Annotated in this window: 18 protein-coding genes; 5 read left to right on the forward strand and 13 right to left on the reverse strand. The window is 68.0% G+C overall.

What is annotated here, in order from left to right; translation table 11 throughout:
- Positions 1 to 567 (reverse strand): hypothetical protein, encoded by a 567-nt coding sequence (locus RALTA_RS22230; protein WP_012356188.1) that lies wholly within the window; start codon positions 565 to 567, stop codon positions 1 to 3.
- A 471-nt stretch (positions 568 to 1,038) separates the two neighbouring features.
- Between RALTA_RS22230 and RALTA_RS22235 the strand changes: the two genes are divergently transcribed.
- From RALTA_RS22235 to RALTA_RS22245, 3 genes are read left to right on the forward strand one after another with little or no spacing between them, the layout of a single operon-like run.
- Positions 1,039 to 1,410 carry a BON domain-containing protein gene (locus RALTA_RS22235; RefSeq protein ID WP_012356189.1) on the forward strand — a complete coding sequence of 124 codons (372 nt, stop codon included), beginning with the start codon at positions 1,039 to 1,041 and terminating at the stop codon, positions 1,408 to 1,410.
- Between the two features lie 48 nt (positions 1,411 to 1,458).
- Positions 1,459 to 1,689, forward strand: coding sequence for a hypothetical protein (locus tag RALTA_RS22240; RefSeq protein WP_025585081.1), 231 nt, complete (start codon positions 1,459 to 1,461; stop codon positions 1,687 to 1,689).
- A gap of 44 nt (positions 1,690 to 1,733) precedes the next feature.
- Positions 1,734 to 2,132: a hypothetical protein gene (locus RALTA_RS22245; RefSeq protein WP_012356191.1), complete on the forward strand. Its 399-nt coding sequence runs from the start codon at positions 1,734 to 1,736 to the stop codon at positions 2,130 to 2,132.
- A gap of 57 nt (positions 2,133 to 2,189) precedes the next feature.
- Here the strand turns inward: RALTA_RS22245 and RALTA_RS22250 are convergent, their stop codons facing one another.
- The 4 genes from RALTA_RS22250 to uvrA all read right to left on the reverse strand — a co-directional run bounded on the left by RALTA_RS22250 (position 2,190) and on the right by uvrA (position 10,132).
- Positions 2,190 to 2,888 (reverse strand): BON domain-containing protein, encoded by a 699-nt coding sequence (locus RALTA_RS22250; RefSeq protein WP_012356192.1) that lies wholly within the window; start codon positions 2,886 to 2,888, stop codon positions 2,190 to 2,192.
- The gene (locus RALTA_RS22255; protein ID WP_050976516.1) at positions 2,875 to 3,762 is read right to left on the reverse strand and encodes an endonuclease/exonuclease/phosphatase family protein; all 888 of its coding nucleotides are present in this window, start codon (positions 3,760 to 3,762) and stop codon (positions 2,875 to 2,877) included. The genes RALTA_RS22250 and RALTA_RS22255 overlap by 14 nt, the downstream gene beginning before the upstream one ends.
- Positions 3,763 to 3,797: 35 nt before the next feature.
- A complete protein-coding gene (locus RALTA_RS22260) occupies positions 3,798 to 4,166 on the reverse strand; it encodes a hypothetical protein (protein WP_041232561.1) in 369 nt (122 codons plus the stop codon).
- Positions 4,167 to 4,270: 104 nt separating this feature from the next.
- Positions 4,271 to 10,132, reverse strand: coding sequence for an excinuclease ABC subunit UvrA (gene uvrA / locus RALTA_RS22265; RefSeq protein ID WP_012356195.1), 5,862 nt, complete (start codon positions 10,130 to 10,132; stop codon positions 4,271 to 4,273).
- A 273-nt stretch (positions 10,133 to 10,405) separates the two neighbouring features.
- On the opposite strand from uvrA, the gene RALTA_RS22270 reads away from it, so the two are divergent.
- Positions 10,406 to 11,176 (forward strand): helix-turn-helix transcriptional regulator, encoded by a 771-nt coding sequence (locus RALTA_RS22270; RefSeq protein WP_012356196.1) that lies wholly within the window; start codon positions 10,406 to 10,408, stop codon positions 11,174 to 11,176.
- A 17-nt stretch (positions 11,177 to 11,193) separates the two neighbouring features.
- Here RALTA_RS22270 and RALTA_RS22275 read toward each other — a convergent pair whose 3' ends face one another.
- The 8 genes from RALTA_RS22275 to RALTA_RS22310 form a co-directional block, all read right to left on the reverse strand.
- Positions 11,194 to 11,679, reverse strand: a complete 486-nt coding sequence (locus RALTA_RS22275) for a RidA family protein (protein WP_012356197.1) — start codon at positions 11,677 to 11,679, stop codon at positions 11,194 to 11,196.
- Positions 11,676 to 12,542, reverse strand: coding sequence for a PhzF family phenazine biosynthesis protein (locus tag RALTA_RS22280; RefSeq protein WP_012356198.1), 867 nt, complete (start codon positions 12,540 to 12,542; stop codon positions 11,676 to 11,678). Before RALTA_RS22280 ends, RALTA_RS22275 begins: the two co-directional genes overlap by 4 nt.
- The gene (locus RALTA_RS22285; protein ID WP_012356199.1) at positions 12,535 to 13,518 is read right to left on the reverse strand and encodes a Bug family tripartite tricarboxylate transporter substrate binding protein; all 984 of its coding nucleotides are present in this window, start codon (positions 13,516 to 13,518) and stop codon (positions 12,535 to 12,537) included. The genes RALTA_RS22280 and RALTA_RS22285 overlap by 8 nt, the downstream gene beginning before the upstream one ends.
- A gap of 198 nt (positions 13,519 to 13,716) precedes the next feature.
- On the reverse strand, positions 13,717 to 15,459 hold the full coding sequence (locus tag RALTA_RS22290; protein WP_012356200.1) for an ABC transporter ATP-binding protein: 1,743 nt from the start codon (positions 15,457 to 15,459) through the stop codon (positions 13,717 to 13,719).
- A gap of 16 nt (positions 15,460 to 15,475) precedes the next feature.
- Entirely contained in the window at positions 15,476 to 16,024 is a 549-nt protein-coding gene (locus RALTA_RS22295) for a carboxymuconolactone decarboxylase family protein (RefSeq protein ID WP_012356201.1), read from the reverse strand.
- Between the two features lie 46 nt (positions 16,025 to 16,070).
- Positions 16,071 to 16,928: an ABC transporter permease gene (locus RALTA_RS22300; RefSeq protein WP_012356202.1), complete on the reverse strand. Its 858-nt coding sequence runs from the start codon at positions 16,926 to 16,928 to the stop codon at positions 16,071 to 16,073.
- A 104-nt stretch (positions 16,929 to 17,032) separates the two neighbouring features.
- Positions 17,033 to 17,947: an ABC transporter permease gene (locus tag RALTA_RS22305; protein WP_050976554.1), complete on the reverse strand. Its 915-nt coding sequence runs from the start codon at positions 17,945 to 17,947 to the stop codon at positions 17,033 to 17,035.
- 126 nt (positions 17,948 to 18,073) lie between these two features.
- The gene (locus RALTA_RS22310) at positions 18,074 to 19,789 is read right to left on the reverse strand and encodes an ABC transporter substrate-binding protein (protein ID WP_050976555.1); all 1,716 of its coding nucleotides are present in this window, start codon (positions 19,787 to 19,789) and stop codon (positions 18,074 to 18,076) included.
- Positions 19,790 to 20,040: 251 nt separating this feature from the next.
- On the opposite strand from RALTA_RS22310, the gene msuE reads away from it, so the two are divergent.
- Positions 20,041 to 20,604 carry an FMN reductase gene (gene msuE, locus RALTA_RS22315; protein ID WP_012356205.1) on the forward strand — a complete coding sequence of 188 codons (564 nt, stop codon included), beginning with the start codon at positions 20,041 to 20,043 and terminating at the stop codon, positions 20,602 to 20,604.
- Positions 20,605 to 20,613 lie beyond the last annotated feature (9 nt).

Consider the following 20,613-nt stretch of genomic DNA (forward strand, 5'->3'; position numbering starts at 1 on the left):
TCAGGAGTGCGGCGGCGCCGTCGACTGCAGGACGACGGGCGCGAAGGGCCCGCGCGTCGCCTGGGTCGGCGAGGCGCTGCGCTCCTGCGGCAGGTAGGGCCGGATCACCACCGCCACGTAGTCGTCTTCCTTGGGCGTCACCACGATGTACGCGAGCCCCGACATCACCAGGCCGACCTCGCCAAGTTCGGTGGCGATGCGCGCCACGATAAAGCGCTGCAGCAGCATCGGGTTGACGCTGTCGTCGATGGCAAGCGCGGCGGTGCAGATGGTCAGGAAGCAGCGTTCGACTTCGCGGCACACCACCACCACTTCATCGATGGCGTAGCCCGAGCGGCTGGCGCGCACCAGCACCGACACCCCCGAACTCGGCGCGGCCCGGTGCCATCCGGGCTTGACCTTGAAGCTGGGCAGTGTGAGTCCGGAACCGGTGTCCTGCGCGACGGTGTTGAAACGCTGGGCGAAGTCAGAAGGCGTGATTGCAAGCAGCTGGCGCTCGACCGGTGCCGACGACACCGAGACCGACGAGGCCAGGACCACGGTGGACAGAATGCTGGCTAGGTTCATAGCTTCCTCGCAACGGCTGATACGTTCCCCCGCGCTGTCGGGCCCGGCAGCACGCGGCCGCAAGCTGCGCCGCGGCGGGAAGGCCGGCGATGCGGGTGCTCGCCGGCACTTGCCGCACGCCAGTTTTTGCCAGCATTTCCTCCACTATAGACACGACCGCGCGCCAGCACAGCACGGAGCGCACGCGGCACGCCAGGCATCGCGCCGCAGCCACGCGCTCAGCCGCGGAGGCGCTGCGCCGGGTCAGCCACGCGCGCCATGCAGTTTCTGCAGCGCCTGTAAAAACTACGGCGCACGCGGCGCCACGCCGCGCCGGCGGCAGCGCAGCATGGCGCACAGTCCGGGTCGTGGCCCAGCATCGGCCGGCTGGTGGCGGTGCGCGCGCCCCGTGCCATGCGGGAACGGAGCTTGCAGGCCAATGGCAGGTGCGGGGTGAAATCGCAGCCCCGCCAGCATGCACAGGAGGACCCTATGACCGCACGCTACTGCTTCCGCATCGCCACCCTGGCGTTGCCGCTGGCCGTGCTGGCCATGGCGGTATCCGGTCCGGGCATCGCGGCACCGACCGACGCACCCGCGGCGCCGTCTTCCACGGGCCGTACGGCTGCGCCGCGCGACACCGCTGCCGCCAGCGACCGCGCCATCACGGCCGAGGTGCAGGCGCGCCTGGCCAGCGCGCGCACGCTCGATCCGGGCAAGATCCGGGTATCGACCACCGACGGCGTGGTCAAGCTCGAAGGCACCGTGCGCGACGATAAACAGCGTACGATGGCAATGGAACTGGCGCGTTCCGTGCGCGGCGTCAGCGCGGTGTCGGATGAATTGCGCGCCGGCACCGATTGACGACCTGTCGCTTGACCGGCAGCGCCATGCCACCCTGATGGAGACATGATGAGCACCCATCGCCAGCCCGACCACGACACCACCCGCCGCCGCAGCGAGCCCCGCGACCCGCACAAGGGCGGCCCGGACACCGAGCATGAACGGGGCAAGCCGGGACGCGACCGGCGCCACGATGTCGAGCGCGAGCACGACATTCCCGACGAGAACGGCGAGCCGCCGTCGGTCAGGCGCCCCGGCGGCAAGCCCGAGGAAAGCGAGCCACCGGTGGAGAACTACTGAACCGCCGCAACGGGATCTCTTCCCTCACTCGAACAGGAGGCATGATGAGCAAGACCGTACGTACCGGCCCGGCGCGGCATGCCGGCACCCGCCCCGATCGCGTGGGCAGCGCAGCGCCAGCCCGACGCGACGGCGCGCAAGCCGCGTCAGGTCGCGGCCGCTCGCGCGAGCACACGGCGACCCGCGCGGCACGTGCCGAGGCCGGCAATATCCCCAGCACGCTGGACCCGGACCTCGACCAGGAAACCAACGATATCGAGGACGAAATCGCGCACCGCGATGACGAGGCACACAGCGCGGAGGAAGACGAAACTCCCGAAGAAGAGATTGCCGAGGAAGTGGTGCGCGCGGCCGAGGCACTGCCCGCCGACGTGCCGGTAGACAAGGCGGATCGTACCGACGAGCGCGAAGAACATCCGCCGCGGCCACCGCGGACGGAATAGCAAGGCGCCCCGGACACCGTCATCGCCAGGGCGGCTCCGGACGCGGAGCCGCCTTGGTCATTCGGAGGCCAGGATGCCGTAGGGTCGTACCCGGATATGGTTGATCACGTCCTGGACCCCGAACACGCGCTCGGCAATTTCTTCAATGTCGTACTTGCTGCGGCGATCGCCGACGTGTCCCTCGAGCGTCACCAGGCCGTCCTGCACCCGCACCGTCACTTCGCTGACATCGAGTTCCTGCGCATGCGCGAGCCGGTCGCAGACTTCGTCGTGGATACGGTCGTCGCCGCGGCGATAGTTCTTCGGGCCGCTCCTGCCATAGCCGCGCCGCGCGGGCGCGTCCCAGTCGTCCGCGCTGTCGTCGGGGGCGCCGGCAGGCCTGCCATACCAGTCGCCGCGGCCCGCCCAGCGCTCTTCCCCGTACGGCACGCGCGGATCACGGCCGGAAACGGGACCCGGTACGCGGCGTCGCGACCATTCTTCTTCGTAGCGCGACTCGTCCCACGGTTCCGTTGCCGGCCCCCGGCGCCAGGATTCCACTTCCCGCCCGTACCACCCTGCTTCACCCGCCTCGAATGGCCGGGTCTCATCGCGCGGCAGGCGCTCGGCGGTATTGCCATAGCGGCCCGCGGTAAGGTTGCGCTGGCGGCGGTTGCGCGCCTGCGCGGGGATGCCGCTGTAGCCCTGGTCGTTGCTGCCGTACTGGTGATCGGGCCGCCTGCGCAGGTAATCATCGTCACGGTCACGGTATTTCATGGACGTCCTCCTTGGCGGGCGCAGCGGTATGCCGCGCATTCCATCCGCCTTCCGGCACCTCGAAACACGCCACCAGCGGCAAGTGGTCCGATGCCACCCGCGCCAGCGGCGAGCGGTGGCTGGCCACCGACACCAGGTGGGCGCGCGGCGATACCCAGATGCGGTCCAGCGCAAACACGGGCAGCCGCGACGGAAAGGTCGCCGTGTGCGGGGTGTGTTCGAAATAGGCGTGCAGCCAGCGCAGCGGCCGGCCCCACAGGAACCATTCGTTGACGTCGCCCAGCAGGATGGTCGGCAACGGCGGCGCGGTGGCGACGTAGTTGAGCAACTGCTGCACCTGATGGCGGCGCTCGCCGGGACGCAAGCCGAGGTGCGTGGCGATCACGCGCAGCGGGTTCGCGCAGCCCGAAGCGGTGCACGTCACGATCGCATCGATGGCACCGCGCGGCTCGCAGCCCTTCACGGTCAGGTCGATCTGGTTCACGGCCTCGGGGGCGAAGCGCGTCAGCAGCGCATTGCCGTAGTCCACGGTGCCACGTACCCGCGTAAAGCCCGACACCACATGCATGCCGGTCTCGCCGGCAAGGAATTCGAGCGTATGGTCGTTGCTGCTGCCCGATTCCACCTCCTGCAGCGCGACGATATCGGCATCCAGTTCAGCCAGCACGGCGGCGATGCGCTGGGGGCGATAGCGGCGGTCAGTGCCGACGGCGCGGTGGATGTTGTAGCTGACCACGGTCATCTGGGCCAGGCCCGCCGCGCGCGTGGGCGGACAGTGCAGCGCCGCCGGTGGCCCGGCCACGGCCCGGGTGTCGTCGGGCTCACGCGCGTGGGAAGGATTTACAAGGGACGGTAAGTCCGGTTGCATTCGCATGGCCGGTCTCGAAGATCGATGGAAAGGCGCGTTCCTCAGGCCCCGTCGAGGAACTGGTTGGGCTTGCCGATGCGGCGGCCCAGGTCAGGGCTTTCCCAGCGGGCGCCGTCCATATACGGGTCCGGCGTGCGTTGCATGGTGGTGCCGGGCATGCCAGCCTGCGCCGGCATGGTCGACGGCTGGGCTTCCGGTGCGGTGGCCGCGGGCGCCGCCGGTGCCAGGTCAGTACGCGTCGGCGCATTGGCGCCCTGCGTGTAAGGGTCGAATTTGTCGGTGCTGCGCGCGCCCTGCGAATACGGGTCGTAAGAGCCGCGCGGCGTACCTGGCGTCTGTGCCATGGCGGGGATTGCTACCGCCGCCACGGCGAGGGCAGCGAGGAGTCGGCTGGTGCGGATATGCTTCATGGTTACCTCCGTTAGGGCGCGATGTGCGCGCCAGTAACCATGGGCAAGCGAAAGGCGTGCCTGTACCGCCTTTCGCGTCGCCGCGTGCCCAGGCCCGGCCGGCCTCAGGCGATGCCGACCTTGCCCGTGGCAGCATTGCCCCGCGTCAGCACCGGCACCAGCGCCGCACCGGTGTGGCTGGCGCGATTGCGCGACAGCGCTTCGGGATCGGCCGCGCCGACGATGGTGCCACCGCCCGCGCCGCCTTCGGGCCCGAGATCGATGATCCAGTCGGCCTCGGCAATCACGTCGAGGTCATGCTCGATCACCACCACGCTGTGGCCGCCGTCGGTGAGCCGGTGCAGCACGCGGATCAGGCGCGCCACGTCGGCCATGTGCAGGCCCACCGTGGGCTCGTCGAGCACGTACAGCGTGTGCGGTGCCTTCTGCCCGCGCCGGGTGATGTCGTCGCGCACCTTGCTCAGTTCGGTGACCAGCTTGATGCGCTGCGCCTCGCCGCCGGACAGCGTGGGCGACGGCTGGCCGAGCGTCAGGTAGCCCAGCCCCACGTCCTGCATCAGCTGCAGCGGATGGGCGATGTTCGACATGGCGGAGAAAAACGCCACCGCCTCGTCGATCTCCATGGTCAGCACCTCGCCGATATTCTTGCCGCGCCATGTCACGGCCAGCGTCTCGGGGTTGAAGCGCTGCCCGTGGCAGACATCGCACGGCACTTTCACGTCCGGCAGGAAGCTCATGCCGATGGTGCGCACGCCCTGCCCCTCGCACGCCGGGCAGCGCCCGTCGCCGGTGTTGAACGAGAAGCGCGAGGCGGTGTAGCCGCGCGCGCGCGCTTCCAGCGTATCGGCGAACAGTCGGCGGATGGTGTCCCACACGCCGATATAGGTCGCCGGGCAGGAGCGCGGGGTCTTGCCGATCGGGGTCTGGTCCACTTCCAGCACGCGGTCGATGGTTTCCCAGCCGGTAATCGCTTCGCAGCCGTGCCAGTTGTGCTGGACGTCGAGCGACTTCCTGGCACTGCCCTTGCCCGCGCCGTTCTCAACCTTGGCCGCGTTGCGCGCGCGCCGGGTCGCCGGCGACGACAGCACCGAGCGGCCCACCGCATCGAGCAGGTTGGTCATCAGCACATCGCGCGCCAGCGTCGACTTGCCCGAACCGGACACGCCCGTGATCGCCACCAGCCGCGACAGCGGCAGGCGCGCGGTCACATTGCGCAGGTTGTGCAGCGACGCGCCGTGCACCGTCAGCCATTCGGGCGGATCCGCCGGCTTGCCTGCGGCGCCGGGCGTGACCTTGCGCCGCGGCTGCAGCGGATGGACGATCGGGTTGGCCAGGAACTGGCCGGTGGTGGACGCCGTTGCCGCGGCCAGCTCGGCCACGCCGCCCTGCGCCACCAGCGTGCCGCCGCGCTTGCCCGCGCCCGGGCCGATGTCGATGATATGGTCGGCACGGCGGATGGTGTCTTCGTCATGCTCGACCACCACCAGCGTATTGCCCTTGTCGCCCAGCTTGCGCAGCGCGTCCAGCAGGATCTGGTTGTCGCGCGGATGCAGGCCGATGGTGGGCTCGTCCAGCACGTAGCACACACCCTGCAGGTTGCTGCCGAGCTGCGCCGCCAGGCGGATGCGCTGCGCCTCGCCGCCGGACAGGCTGGGCGCGGCACGGTCCAGGCTCAGGTAGCCCAGCCCCACTTCCTCCAGGAACTGCAGGCGGCTGCCGATCTCGCTGACCACGTCGCGCGCGATCTCGGCATCGCGCCCGCTCAGACGCAGTCCGTCCACCCAGCGGCGGGTCTCCGAGACGGTCCACTGCGCCACGTCGACAATCGCGTTGGCATCGAAGGTCACCGCACGCGCCACCGGGTTCAGCCGCGTGCCGTGGCAGTCCGGGCACGGCGTGTCGACCACGCCCTCGGGCTCCTGCTCTTCCGACGGCAGGCTCTGCTCGCGCCCGCGGTTGTCGTCGGCCAGCACGGTGTCGTCGAAGGCCGCGCGCTGCTCGCGCGTCAGCGCCAGGCCGGTGCCGACGCAGGTGCCGCACCAGCCGTGCTTGCTGTTGTACGAGAACATGCGCGGGTCCAGCTCCGGATAGCTGGTGCCGCACTGCGGGCAGGCGCGCTTGGTCGAGAACACCTTGACCTCGCCCACGTGCGCGGTGCCGCCGTTGTGCATGGCATGGTCCAGCCCGTCCAGCGGCGCCAGCAGGTGCATCACGCCCTTGCCGGCCTCCAGCGTCTGCGCCAGCAGCGCGCGCAGCTCGGCTTCGTTCTCGGCGGACACTACCAGGTCGCCCACCGGCAGCTCGATGGTGTGCTCGCGGAAGCGGTCCAGCCGCGGCCACGGGTCCACCGGCAGGAATTCGCCGTCGACGCGCAGGTGCGTGTTGCCGCGCGCCTTGGCCCATTTGGCCAGGTCCGTATAGACCCCCTTGCGGTTGACCACCAGCGGCGCCAGCATCCCCACGTGCTGGCCGCGATGGTCGCGCAGCAGCTGCGCGGCGATCGACTCGGGACTCTGCGAGGTCACCGGCGCGCCGTCGTGCACGCAATGCTGGATGCCCAGCTTCACGTACAGCAGGCGCAGGAAGTGCCAGACCTCGGAGGTGGTCGCCACCGTGCTCTTGCGCCCGCCGCGCGACAGCCGCTGCTCGATCGCCACCGTCGGCGGGATGCCGTAGACCGCGTCCACCTCGGGCCGGCCCGCGGGCTGCACGATCGAACGCGCATAGGCATTGAGCGATTCCAGGTAGCGGCGCTGCCCCTCGTGGAACAGGATATCGAACGCCAGCGTCGACTTGCCCGAGCCCGATACGCCGGTGACCACGTTGAACTTGCCGTGCGGGATGTCGACGTTCAGCGCCTTCAGGTTGTGCTCGTGCGCATTGACGATGCGCACCACGTCCTCGCCTTCCACCTCGCGGCGCGCGCGCCGCGCCTGCAGCGCGGCCTGCAGCGGCACCCCTTCGGCCTCGGCGCGTTCGGCTGCCAGCGTGCCGGCTTCACCCAGCGCCGCGTCATAGTGGATCAGTGCCTGGCCTGTATGCGAGTCGGCGCAGCGCTTGACGTCTTCGGGCGTGCCGGTGCAGACCACGCGCCCGCCCGCGTCCCCGCCCTCGGGGCCCAGGTCGATCAGCCAGTCGGCGGCGCGGATCACGTCCAGGTTGTGCTCGATCACGATCAGCGAATGGCCGCCATCGAGCAGCTTGCCAAAGGCCTGCATCAGCTTGGCGATGTCGTCGAAATGCAGGCCCGTGGTGGGCTCGTCGAACATGAACAGCCGGCGCGGCATGGTGCTGGGCCGGGTGCGCGACGGCGTCGCCTGCGCGGCTTCGGCGAGGAAGCCGGCCAGCTTGAGGCGCTGGGCCTCGCCGCCCGACAGCGTCGGCACCGGCTGCCCCAGCTTCATGTATTCGAGCCCGACATCGACGATAGGCTGCAGCACGCGCAGCACCGCCGCGTCGCCGGCAAAGCAGGCCGCGGCCTCGCTGACGGTAAGTTCCAGCACGTCGGCAATGCTGAGCAGGCGTGGCGGCTGGCCGGGCGCGGCGCGCTCGATCTTGACCTCGAGCACTTCGGGACGGTAGCGGGTGCCGTCGCAGTCCGGGCAGCGCAGGTAGACGTCGCTGAGGAACTGCATCTCGACGTGCTCGAAGCCGGAGCCGCCGCAGGTCGGGCAGCGCCCGTCGCCGGAGTTGAAGCTGAAGGTGCCCGCGGTATAGCTGCGCTGCAGCGCCAGCGGGGCCTTCGCGAAGAGCTTGCGGATCTCGTCGAAGGCGCCGACATAGCTGGCCGGGTTGGAGCGCGCGGTCTTGCCGATCGGCGACTGGTCGACAAAGACCACGTCGTCGACCAGCTCCGCGCCGCTCAGCCGGCGGAACGCGCCCGGCGACTCGGTGGCCTTGCCGAAGTGCCGCGCCATGGCGGGATACAGCACGTCCTGCAGCAGCGTGGACTTGCCCGAACCGGACACGCCGGTCACGCATACCAGGCGCTGCAGCGGAATTTCCACGGTGACATCCTGCAGGTTGTGCTCGGTCGCGCCCTCCAGCACGATGCGCGGCAGCTTGCCATCGACCGGCCGGCGCTGCCAGTGCGAGGCATCGGCCACGCGGCGGCGCCCTGCCAGGTATTCGCCGGTCAGCGTGCCGGCCTGGCGGATCGCCGCCGGTGTGCCGTCGAAGATGATGCTGCCGCCACGCTCGCCAGGGCCCGGGCCCATGTCGATCAGCCGGTCGGCGGCCAGCATCACGGACGGATCATGCTCCACCACCACCAGCGTGTTACCCGCGTCGCGCAGGCGGTGCATGGCTTCGACAATGCGGTTCAGATCGCGCGGGTGCAGCCCGATGCTGGGCTCGTCCAGCACGAACAGCGTGTTGACCAGCGACGTGCCCAGCGCCGTGGTCAGGTTGATGCGCTGCACTTCGCCGCCGGACAGCGTGCGGCTCTGGCGGTCCAGCGTCAGGTAGCCCAGCCCCACGTCGCACAGGTACTTCAGGCGCGTGCGCACCTCGGCCAGCAGCAGCTTGAGCGCGTCGTCCAGCATCGCGCTGGGCAACGACAGGTCGTCGAAGAAGCGGCGGATCCGCTCGATCGGCAGCAGCATCAGGTCATGCACGGTCAGGCCCGGCAGCGCCTCCAGCCGGGTGCGGTCCCAGTCGACGCCGCGCGGCAGGAAGCGGCGCTGCGGCGCCAGCACGGCGTCGGCATTGTCCTTCGAGCCCAGGCGCCACAGCAGCGACTCGGTCTTCAGGCGCGCGCCGCCGCAGGTCTCGCACGGCGTGTAGCTGCGGTACTTCGACAGCAGCACGCGGATGTGCATCTTGTAGGCCTTCGACTCGAGGTAGTTGAAGAACCGCATCACGCCGTACCACTGCTTGTTCCACTGCCCGTTCCAGTCCGGCGAGCCGTGGATGACCCAATCGCGCTCGGCCTCGGTCAGCTCAGCCCAGGGCGTGTCGCGCGGGATGCCGGCCTTGCCGGCATAGCGCATCAGGTCGTCCTGGCATTCCTTCCAGGCCGGCGTCTGCATCGGCTTGATCGCGCCGCCGCGCAGCGTCTTGCGCGCGTCGGGAATCACCAGGCCCAGGTCGACCCCGATCACGCGACCGAAGCCGCGGCAGGTTTCGCAGGCGCCGTAGGCCGAGTTGAAGGAAAACAGCGCGGGCTGCGGGTCGGCATAGCGCAGGTCGCTGTCCGGGCTGTGCAGGCCGGTGGAATAGCGCCACACCGGGCCATCGTCGCCATCGGTCAGCACGTAGATGTTGACGCGCCCGCCACCCCGCTTGAGCGAGGCTTCGATGGCCTCGACCACGCGCACCTTCTCGGCATTGCCGATGCGGAAGCGGTCCGCGACCACGTCGAGCAGCTTGCGCGCGCCGGTGGGCGACTGCACCACGCGCTGGGCCTGCACGCGCGTATAGCCGCTGACCGACAGCCACTGCTGGACCTCCTCGTCGGTGGCCGATTCCGGCAGCTCCACCGGGAACGTCACCACCAGCCGCGCGTCGTGGTGCGGCTGGCCGACGGCCGTGCGCGCCACCAGTTCGGCGTAGATGGTTTCGGGCGAGTCATGCCGCACCGGCAGCGCGGTCTGCTTGTCGAACAGCTCCGCCGCGCGCGCGTACAGCAGCTTCAGGTGGTCGTTCAGCTCGGTCATCGTGCCGACCGTCGAACGCGAGCTGCGCACCGGGTTGGTCTGGTCGATGGCAATGGCCGGCGGCACGCCATCGACGCGCTCGACCTGGGGCCGGTCCATCCGGTCCAGGAACTGGCGCGCGTAGGCGCTGAAGGTCTCGACGTAGCGGCGCTGGCCTTCGGCATAGAGCGTGTCGAACACCAGGCTGGACTTGCCGGAGCCGGACGGCCCCGTCACCACGGTCATCTCGCCAGGACGCAGGTCGAGATCGACATCCTTGAGGTTGTGCTGGCGGGCGCCGCGAATGCGGATTAGCTGCTTGCTCGACACGATTTCTCTTTCGGATCAGGACGTTAGGGGAATGCCGGGAGACACCCGGACCACTGTACATCCATACAGTCTATCAGGTTGGAAAGGAATTCGTATCGATTGCCTGGATCGGCGGGGTGCAGGGCAACCGGGATTAGCCCGACCAGGCGCGTTTTTGTTCGCCGCGTGAGCGGATCCGCCGATTTAGCGCTTCGCTGCCACCACTCCTGCCCTAGTCCACGCAACGGCGTATCATCGGTGGCATTCCGCCTGTGACTGCCGGAACGCCCGCCGATGACCAATGATCCTCACCTGTCTCCCAAGCTTCACCTGACCGCCGAGCATGGATTCGCCCTGCATGACAGCCGACAGCCTGCGTTTCGCCGAGCATGGCATGTCCACGACTGCGGCATGCTGCTGTGGCCGCGCATGGGCAGGCTCAGGACGGTTTGGAACGATTCGTCCGGTGAGCCAGACGCCCTGCATACCGCTTCGCTGGTACGCGGCACTGCTGTATTGCTCCATGCGTCAACGTCGCACCTGACGGCATCCGAGCACGGCCTCCAGCAGCATGGGGAACTCTATCTGCCGCCCGATCGCCTGCCGGCGTGCCTACGGTTCGGCGCCATGCACCTTGACGCCGCGACGATCGCGATGCTTGAGGCACTGCTCGCGCCTACGATCTCATGCGACAGCGCGTCCTGGCTCGTGCGCGCCATCGTGGCGCAGATCACGGCGAGCCGGCCGCTGGCGATGCCCGAAGAGCCGGCGTCCGTCGCACTGCGCATGGTCCAGCGCTTCCATGTGGCGCTCGAACGCGACATGCCCTTGCCATCGATCGATACTGTGGCCGGCGAACTGGGTATCTCGATCCGACATTTACAGCGCGCCTGTCAGATCGAGTTCGGCGCGACGCCTGTGACGATACGGCGCCGTATTCTGGCCGAGCATGCACGCAAGCTGATTGCAGGAGGCCGGTCCGCAGCCTGCGTCAGCATGGAGCTAGGCTTTGCCTCCAGCGGGCATCTGCACCGGCTGCTGCGCGAGGTGCCGGCGCAGTCGTAGCCTGGCGGCCCGTGCCTTCAGGCCGTCATCACAATGGCGTCGAGCTCAATCTCCGTCCAGGCCCGGTCCGGCAAGCTCGCTACGCCAAGGGCGCTGCGTGCCGGCAACGGCTGACCGGGGAATGCTGCGCGCATAACCGCCGAGGCCGCATCGAGCACTGCCGCATGGCGTGTAAAGTCCGGTGCCGCGCGGATGAAGCCACGCAAGCGAACGATCTGGACCACGCGCGACAACTCGCCATCGCAAGCCAGCCGCAGTATGGCCAGTGCATTCAGGACCGATACTTCGGCGGCATGGCGGGCGGGTTCCAGATCAGCGTCGGTCCGGCATTGGCCGGCCACGGCCACGCCGTTACGCCGGCATACCTGACCGGCAATCGACACCCATTGCGATGTGCCGACCTGGATCGCGCAATACGGCGCATAGCTGCCACGTGGACTTGACACTTCGGGCAACGTGAATCCGGCTGCGGCCAGCCGCGCCTCGGGGGAGCTGTCCGTCATTCATTGTTCCAAGTCACGCTGCCGCTGAGCCAGCATCCGTCAGGCACGCCCGAATCCGTATGGCGCGGCGCCACGAGAATTTCCGAGGGGCTGCCCATGGCATCGCCTTGCCAGACCGCGATGGAAGACACCTTTCCATCAGGGCCCGCCAGTTCACCCGCCTGGTTCAGAAAGCCCCATAAGGCAGCCGCCGCTATGCCGGTGGCGGCATCCTCTGGATAGCCGGACGACTTTGGAAATTGCCGCGCATGGATTACGGGTCGGCCGTCCGCTTTCGATACGCCAAATGCATAGGGATAGAGCCCGGTCGAGCCGATCGATGCGCAGAGCGACTCCATTGTCGAGAAGTCCGGTTGCAAGCTGTCGAGCACCGCCACGGAAGGCAAGGCGATGAGCGTCTTGACGCGACTCGTCGCGGCATTGGTGGCCGCATACGTACCGGCCGGAAGGCCAAGTTGCGCCGCTACTCGGCCCGATGCCCCGGCGTCCAGCGCGTGGGTACGCACCGCCGGCTGCGAGACCCAAACGGATTGCTGCGCATCGTCCCAGTACGCCAGCACGATGCCACTCGGCGTCTCGATGCGCACCGCCGGGGTCGTCCAGCGGCCCCATTGGCGCAACGCCCACAGCGTGCCCACGGTGGCATGGCCGCACATCTCCATCTCGTGCTGCGGAACGAAGAATCGGAAACGCCAGTCGCAACCGATATCGCTCGGCAATACAAAGGCGGACTCGTGCCCATATGCGGCAGCAACCCTTCGCATTTCCGCCGCGCTCATGCCGCGGGCATCGGCGACCAGCGGCACCGGATTGCCGCCTCGCCCATCGCGTACAAAGACCCGGATCAGACTGACATTACTCACCTGTAGCCCCCACGGAACCTGCAATCTTGCCCCAGTACGGGATGTCTGCTTGAATTGCAGCCTGCAGTGCGGCGGGTGTACCGGGGCGCGCCGTTACACCTTTGCTCGACAGATCGGCCACGACTGCATTCTCAGAGAGCACCTTGTTCAGCGCTGCATTGAAGCGCTCGACGATCGCAGCGGGCGTTCCCTTGGGAAAGGCGATGCCATACCACAGTTGCTGCTGAAAGCCTGGTACGCCCTGACTGGCGAACGTCGGCACATCGGGCAGCAGCGGTGTCGGAGCCGTTACGGCAATGGCGGCAATCTTGTGTGCCTTGATGTATGGCGCCAGTCCCACCGGATTGTCGAACATGATTTGCACCTGCCCACCAATCAGATCAGTGTATGCCGGCGCCGCACCACGATACGGGACGTGAACCATCGGCACGGCGACGAGCTTCTGAAACTGCTCGCCCATCAGGTGCGACACGGTGCCAACACCAACCGAAGCGAAGCTGTGCTGCGCCTTGTCGGCCTTCAGTCTGCTGACAAGCGCCTTGGCATCCGCCACCTGCAAGGTGTTGTTGACGGCCAGCACATAAGGCGACGTGCCAATGAATCCGGCATAGGCGAAGTCCTTAGCCGGGTTGTACGTCAGCTTTGGATACAGGGCGACGCTTACCGCGTGCGTGCTGGTCGTGACCACCCCGGCCGTATAGCCATCGGCCGCAGCCCGCGCGACATAGGCAGACCCAAGCGTGCCGCCTGCGCCGCTGCGATTGTCGATCACGACGGGGCGACCGAGCTCACGCTGCAGCAGCGGCTGGATGGAGCGCACCACCAGATCGGTGCCGCCGCCGGCCGGAAATGGCACGACCACGGTGATCGGCTTTGATGGCCAGGTCTGCGCATGCGCGGCGACGCAACCTGCTGCAGCCGCGGCCGCCAGCACCGCGCCGCGGGCCCTGCGCGTTGAAATGGAGAGGATGGACATGTGCACTCCGCTTGTTGGAATGCATGGAGTCTACGAACGTGTCGGGCTGGCTACGAACCGGCATGCGACATTGAGCCATCCGAAATGCGCATGCGCCGGGCAAGACTCTCTTCTTTGCTCGGCCTCTTCGCCGTCGCGGACGGCATGGACGCCGGTCGCGCTTGACCGGTTTCGTCAGCCTCACGCGTCCGAAATCGGCTAGCCAAATACGCCGGACGCCTGCGTTTCTGCATGTTGCGAAAGTGGCGCATGGCGCTGCGCCGGCAGTGCCCGTGGCACGGCAGCCAGGAGTTGCCGCGTGTATGGATGCGCGGGCCGGTTCCAGATGTCGTCACGGTCGCCGCTCTCGACGAGGCGGCCTTCGCGCATGACCAGGATGCGGTCGGCGATATAACGCACGACGCCAAGGTCATGTGAAATGAACAGGCATGACAGCCCGTACTCCGCCTGCAGGTCGGCGAGCAGGTTCAGCACTTGCGCCTGCACCGAAACGTCGAGCGCCGACACTGGTTCATCGCAGACGAGCAGGCGCGGCCTGACGATCAGTGCGCGGGCGATGCCGATGCGCTGGCGCTGGCCGCCGGAAAACTCGTGCGGATAGCGGTGCAGCGCCGCGGCGGGCAAGCCCACGCGGTCTATCATCGCCGCCGCGCGTGCGCGCCGTTCCTGCCGGCCGCGCACGCCGTGTATCTGCAGCGCGCCTTCCAGCACCTCGGCGACGGTCTTGCGCGGGTTGAGCGAGCTGTACGGGTCCTGGAACACGAGTTGCACGGCGCCGCGCCACGGGCGCATCCGCCGGCGGTTGACGGGCGCGATGTCCGCGCCGTCAAAGACGATGCGTCCCGCGTCATGGTCCGCGAGGCGCAGCACTGCCCGCGCGAGCGTGGATTTACCGCAGCCGGATTCGCCAACCAGGCCAACGGTCTCCCCCGCAGCTATGGAAAACGAAACGCCCTGCACGGCAACCGTAGCGTGGGCGCCGGACCGGTGGGTCACGTGGAGATCCTCGACATCAAGCAGGGGCGGTGCCGACGCGGCGGCGGGGCCGCCAGCCGAACGCAGCGCCGGACGTTCGAGCCGGAATGCCGCCGGTGTGCCGTCGGCACGGCGATCCACGCGGATCTCGGGCAGGCGGACCTGCCGATAGTGCGGCACCACGCCGTCCGCGGCGCTCAGCGACGCGCCGAGCAGCCCGCGCGTGTAAGCGTGTGCAGGCTCGCGGAACAAAGCGCTGGCAGGCTGCTCCTCCACCTTGATGCCGTCGTGCATGACCGCGACGCGATCGGCCCAGCGCGCCACCACGCCAAGGTCGTGCGTGATCAGAAGCATCGCCATGCGTAGCTCGCGCCGCAGCGTGTCCAGCAACTCCAGTATCTGGGCTTGCACGGTGACATCGAGCGCGGTGGTCGGCTCATCGGCCACGAGCAGCTTCGGTGTGCACGCGATCGCCATGGCGATCATCACGCGCTGGCGCTGTCCGCCTGACAACTGGTGCGGATAGGCGTGGAAGCGCCGCTGCGGTTCGGGAATGCGTACCTGGTCCAGCAATTCGACCGCCCGCGCATGGGCCGCCTGCACGGACAGCGCCGTATGCAGCCGCAGCGTTTCGACCACCTGTGCCCCGACGCTCAGCACCGGGTTGAGCGAGGTCATGGGCTCCTGGAAGATCATCGACACGGCGTTGCCACGCAGCGCGGTCATGTCGCGCTCGCGCAGCGTCAGCAGGTCGCGCTCTTCCAGCAGCACGCGCCCGCTCACCTGCGCGGACGCAGGCAGCAGCCGCAGCAACCCCAGCGCGGTCGTGGATTTGCCGCAGCCCGATTCGCCTACGATCGCGACGGTCTCGCCGGCGCCGACATCGAGGCTCAGGCCCGAAACCGCGGGCCGCGCGCTGCCGGGATAGCGGATGGAAAGATGCTGCAGGGAAAGCAACGGCGTCATGATGCCTCTGGGAAAATCAGGTGGCGTGGATTTCGGCGGCCAGCAGTTCGGGCTCGACCTGGATCTCCAGCGCTTCATTGAAGCGCGCGAAGAATGCGCACAGCGCCGCGCGCAGTGTCAGCTCCACGACCTGCGCTTCGGTGAAGTGCTCGCGCAGCCGCGCTACCACCGTGTCGGTGACGCGTTGCGTCGTGACTTGCACGGTGTAGTCGCGCACCAGGCGCTCCACGGCGTCCAGCCCGGGCACGTCGGGCTCCAGGATCCGCTCTACCGTTTCGGGCGTCACGCCCAGCGCTTCCAGCCTTGGCACGTGATGGCTGATGCAGTAGTGGCACGCATTCAGCCGCGATGCCGTGACCAGCACGATCTCCAGATGCCGGCGCGTAATCAGTGCGTCGCGAGCGGAATCCAGCAGCAGGCCGAACAGGTGCGCTACCGCGGGCGGCCGGTGACCGAGCACGCGCAGCATGTTGCCGAACGCGCCGTACTCGCGCTCCACGCGTTCGAACGTGGTGCGGGCCTCGCCCTGCAGGGCGTCGGGATCGATGTCGTGAATGCGTGCCAAGACGCTCTCCTGTGAAGTCAGTTGGGAATGGGGACGGCGAAGGCCTTCAGCGGCCCTCGCGCGGATCGAAGGCGGTGGCCAGTCCGTCGCCGAGCAGGTTCAGCGCCAGCACGGTCAGGACGATCGCCAGGCCGGGCAATGCGCACACATACCAGTCCGTGCGCAACACCTCGCGGCCCGCGCCGACCATGTTTCCCCAGCTCGCGACGTTGGGATCTGCCAGGCCGAGGAACGCCAGGCTCGATTCGGTCAGGATGGCCGTGGCCACCATCAGCGACGCCGACACCAGCACGGGGGTGAGCGTGTTGGGCAGGATGTCCTCGATGATAATGCGCGCGTGGCTGGCGCCCACCGCCTCGCTTGCCAGCACCATGTCGCCGTGGCGCAGCCGCAGCACCTCGGCACGCACCAGCCGCCCGAGCGCGGGCCACGAGGTGATGCCGATCGCGAGCGCGATTTTCCATACCGAAGGTTGCACCACCGCCACGATGGCCAGCGCGAACAGGAACGACGGGATCGTCAGGAAAAATGTCGTCAGCGTGCCGAACAAGCGGTCAGCGCGGCCACCGAAGTAGCCGGCCGTCACGCCGCCTGCGACGCCAAGCACCACGGCCAGCGCCGTCGAGACACCCGCGATCAGCAGCGAGGCGCGCGCGCCATGGAACAGGCCCGCGAGAATGTCGCGGCCCAGCATGTCGGAGCCGAGCGGAAATGCGGCATCGCGCCCCGGCCAAAGCAGCGGTTCGGTCGCCATTTCGAGCGGGTCGGCGGGGAATACCCAGCCAGCCGACAGCGCAGCAGCGAGAACCACGGCCAGCAGCGCCAGGCCCGCCACGGCGCTGGGTGACGACAGCAGCCGGCGCAGCCGCCGCCGGTCCGCGGCCGGCAGCGGAGGCACAGTCATGTCAGCCGCGGTGCCGTGCGCATCGGAATGAGCTGCCTGCAGAGGCGCCGGAAGGGAGGAAGAAGGCAAAGACAAGCGATACTCCTGCAAACGCCGGGGCCGCATCATGCCAGCCGGATGCGCGGGTCCACCCGCGCGTAGACCGCGTCGACGAGCCAGTTGACCAGCACCACCACCACGGCGCTGCACAGCAGGATGCCGAGCAGCAGGTTGTAGTCGCGCTGGTACAGCGCCTCGAACGCCATCCGGCCGAGGCCTGGCCACGAGAACACCGTCTCCACGAGCACCGCGCCGCCGATCACGGAACTGGCCTGCACGCCCACCATGGTCACCAGCGGCAGCAGCGCATTGCGCAGGACATGACGCGTCAGCACGCGGCCGGCGGGCGCGCCCTTGGCCACAGCCGTGCGCACGAAATCCTGCCGCCGCACCTCGATCATGCTGGCGCGCATCAGCCGCACATACACGGCCATATAGAACAGGCCGAGTGTGGCGGCCGGCAACACCAGGTGCCGCGCCACGTCGGCGGCATACGCCCAGCCCGTGAGCCCGGCTTCCACGGTGAACATGCCGCCCACCGGTAGCCAATCGAGGCGGACCGAAAACACCAGAACCAGCATCAGGCCCACCCAGAACAGCGGGGTGGCAAAGCACAGCAGCGCCACGGAGGAGATCAGCGTGTCGAGCGCGCGCCCGGCGCGCGCCGCCGCCAGCACGCCGAGGCCCGCACCGATCACCACCGCGAGCGCGATGCTTGCGCCCATCAGCAGCAGCGTGGCAGGCAGGCGCTGCAGGATCAGGTCCAGCACCGGCATGCCCTGCCGGAATGAATAGCCGAGGTCGAGCTGCGCCAGGTGCCACAGATACTTGCCGAGCTGTACCCACAAGGGCTGGTCAAGTCCGAACTGCGCGCGCAGCGCCGCCAGGTACTCCGGCGTGGCGGCACCCGCCTCCCCCGCCAGCACCTGCGCGGCGTCGCCGGGCGCGAGCCGCAGCAGGAAGAAATTGACCACGGCCATGCCGGCGACGATGCCGGCTAGCTGCAGCAGCCTGCGCCAGGCCGTCCGCCACGGCACGCGTGCCAGCCATGCCGGCTTGCGTCCGGGCGTGTCGCGCTGGATCGTGGGCATGGTCATCGCCCGTCGTCAGCGCGCGGCCTGTGCCGCAGCGGCAGCGGGCGTGGTGGCCGTGGCCACGGCCGTGCCAGCCGGCGCCAGCCAGGCGCGCTTGAGCGAGGCATAGACCTGGTCCACGCCGCTGACCGTATCGCGCAGGTTCGACGACTGCACCGTGAAGAAGCGCAGCTCGAGCAGCGGGATCGACGGCAGGTCCGTCTGCACCACGGACTGGAACTTGCGGAACAGCTCGACGCGTTCGGCCTGGCTTGGCGAGCCCTGCGCCTGGTCGATCAGCCGGTTCGCTTCGTCGCCGCGATAGCCCGAGCCGTTCGACCACGGGATATTCTTGCCGACCGTGTCGCTACGATAGGCGCGCGTCACGCCAACCAGCGGATCGGCAAAGCCCGCGAACCAGACCACCGCGAGGTCGAAGTCGCGATCGCCGTAGACACGCTTGGTATAGGTGGGGGTGTCCTGGGTGCGCACGGTCACGTCGACACCCACGCGCTTGAGCGCCTGCTTGATGTACTCCGCGCTGCGCTTGTAGTCGTCGCCGTACGGCAGGTAGTCGATCTGGATCCTCAGGCGGTTGCCGTCAGCACCGCGCTTCAGCCCGGCAGCGTCGAGCAGGGCTTCGGCCCTGGCCGGGTCATACGGATACTTCGGCACGCTGGGGTTGAAGAACTGCCCCAGCGTCGAGACGACCGGGCTCACCGCGGGCTTGCCAAAGCCGAACCACACCACCTTGTTCAGCGTGTTCAGGTCTATCGCATGGGCCAGTGCCTGGCCCACGCGCACGTCCTTGAAGTACGGGCGGTCAATGTTGACATCCATGAACAGCCACGGCGACAGCCATTCGTAGCCGCGCGTCTCCAGTTTCAGCGAAGGCAGCTGCGACAGGCGCTGCGCATCCTTCAGCGGCACCGGGTTGAACGGTGCGTACTGGACTTCGCCCTTCTCCAGCGCCGCGGCACGCGCGCTGGCATCGGGGATCACCTTGAAGACGATCTTGTCGAGGTACGGCTTGCCCTTGTCCCAGTAGTCGGGATTGCGCTCCAGCACGATGTAGTTGCCCTTGCTCCATTCCTTGAAGACAAAAGGCCCCGTTCCCACCGGCTTGTTGTTGTACGGGTTGTTGAGGATGTCCGTGCCTTCGTACAGGTGCTTGGGCAGCACCTGCGCACCGTTGCTGTTCAGCGAGCTGAGCACCGCCAGCGACGGCTCGGAGAACTGCAGCACGACGGTCAGCGCATCGGGCGTGTCGACGCGCGTGACCTTGCCGAACAGGATCTGGTTGCGCGGATGCAGCTTCTTCCACACGTTCTCGAGCGTCCACTTCACGTCGGCCGACGTGAACGGCTTGCCGTCATGCCACTTCACGTTAGGCCGCAGGTGGAATGTGAGCGTCTTCGAGTCCTTCGAGATGTCCCAGCGCTGCGCGAGCGCCGGCTTGAGCTTGAAGTCGTTGTCGTACTCGATCAGGCCATCGAAGACGTTCGCGCTGAAGAAGCCGGTCGGCGCGGCTGAATTGAGCGCCGAAGTCAGGATCACCGGCTCGGGCTGGATGATGGTCGTGAGCGTGCCGCCGGCCCGCGGCGCTTCCGCGGCCTGTGCTGGCGCAGCGGCGCTGGCTGGTGCCGCCAGCAGGCCGCCCAGCAGAGGCAGCGACAGCACCACGGGAGCCAGGAACGCGAACGGCCGGAATAGTTGCGAAGGCCGCGATGGCCGGAACGGGTTCTTCATGATGGTGTTGGGCGGCAAGATGGCCGATGTCTGCAAGGGTGACCAACTATAGAGACGCCCCTGTCAGCCCGGAACGAACGATTGCGCATGCCCTTATGCGCACGGATCGCCTATGGATAGAACGAACGCGTCGTTCGCACGGCGGCCGCGCAGCAGTATCGTCTTGGCACCCTCCAGCCTGCGCAGCAGGAAGACCATACCGTTGCAGCCCTCGACAACACCAACGCCATCACGCTCTCCGAAAGCCAAACATGTCCAAGCCCCTGAAGATCGTTGCCGTCAACGGCAGTACCCAGCAACCCTCGCGCACGCTTGCGCTGGTCGAAGCACTGATTGCCGAGCTCGACGCGCGACTGCATGTCGACGCCCATGTCATCAACCTGGCGGATATTGCGCGCCCGCTTGGTGGCGCGCTGTGGCGCAGGGAACTGCCGACCGCGATCGAATCGCAACTGCAGGCAATCGAATCGGCCGACTTGGTCATCGCCGCGTCGCCGGTCTATCGCGGCGCGTATCCGGGCCACTTCAAGCACCTGTTCGACCTGATCGGCCAGGAAGCGCTGGCCGACAAGCCCGTGCTGCTCGCCGCCACCGGCGGCAGCGACCGCCATGCACTGGTGCTCGAACACCAGTTGCGGCCGCTGTTCGGCTTCCTGCAGGCGCTGACGCTGCCTATCGGCGTTTATGCAACCCCTTTGGATTTCGAGAACTACACCGTGCAGAGCCCCGCGCTGCGCGAGCGTATCCGGCTCGCGGCCGATCGCGCAGCGCCGTTGTTCGCGGCGCACCGCCGGGTTGCATTGAAGGCCGCGTGAGCGCTTAAT

Source organism: Cupriavidus taiwanensis LMG 19424 (assembly GCF_000069785.1).
GTDB classification, from domain to species: Bacteria; Pseudomonadota; Gammaproteobacteria; order Burkholderiales; family Burkholderiaceae; genus Cupriavidus; species Cupriavidus taiwanensis.

Coding starts and splice junctions, on each gene's coding strand:
- RALTA_RS22230 (WP_012356188.1), bottom strand. CDS start 567: ATGAACCTAGCCAGCATTCTGTCCACCGTGGTCCTGGCCTCGTCGGTC.
- RALTA_RS22235 (WP_012356189.1), top strand. CDS start 1,039: ATGACCGCACGCTACTGCTTCCGCATCGCCACCCTGGCGTTGCCGCTG.
- RALTA_RS22310 (WP_050976555.1), bottom strand. CDS start 19,789: ATGAAGAACCCGTTCCGGCCATCGCGGCCTTCGCAACTATTCCGGCCG.
- RALTA_RS22270 (WP_012356196.1), top strand. CDS start 10,406: ATGACCAATGATCCTCACCTGTCTCCCAAGCTTCACCTGACCGCCGAG.
- RALTA_RS22275 (WP_012356197.1), bottom strand. CDS start 11,679: ATGACGGACAGCTCCCCCGAGGCGCGGCTGGCCGCAGCCGGATTCACG.
- msuE (WP_012356205.1), top strand. CDS start 20,041: ATGTCCAAGCCCCTGAAGATCGTTGCCGTCAACGGCAGTACCCAGCAA.
- RALTA_RS22285 (WP_012356199.1), bottom strand. CDS start 13,518: ATGTCCATCCTCTCCATTTCAACGCGCAGGGCCCGCGGCGCGGTGCTG.
- RALTA_RS22240 (WP_025585081.1), top strand. CDS start 1,459: ATGAGCACCCATCGCCAGCCCGACCACGACACCACCCGCCGCCGCAGC.
- RALTA_RS22290 (WP_012356200.1), bottom strand. CDS start 15,459: ATGACGCCGTTGCTTTCCCTGCAGCATCTTTCCATCCGCTATCCCGGC.
- RALTA_RS22250 (WP_012356192.1), bottom strand. CDS start 2,888: ATGAAATACCGTGACCGTGACGATGATTACCTGCGCAGGCGGCCCGAT.
- RALTA_RS22255 (WP_050976516.1), bottom strand. CDS start 3,762: ATGCGAATGCAACCGGACTTACCGTCCCTTGTAAATCCTTCCCACGCG.
- RALTA_RS22260 (WP_041232561.1), bottom strand. CDS start 4,166: ATGAAGCATATCCGCACCAGCCGACTCCTCGCTGCCCTCGCCGTGGCG.
- RALTA_RS22245 (WP_012356191.1), top strand. CDS start 1,734: ATGAGCAAGACCGTACGTACCGGCCCGGCGCGGCATGCCGGCACCCGC.
- RALTA_RS22300 (WP_012356202.1), bottom strand. CDS start 16,928: ATGACTGTGCCTCCGCTGCCGGCCGCGGACCGGCGGCGGCTGCGCCGG.
- RALTA_RS22305 (WP_050976554.1), bottom strand. CDS start 17,947: ATGGCCGTGGTCAATTTCTTCCTGCTGCGGCTCGCGCCCGGCGACGCC.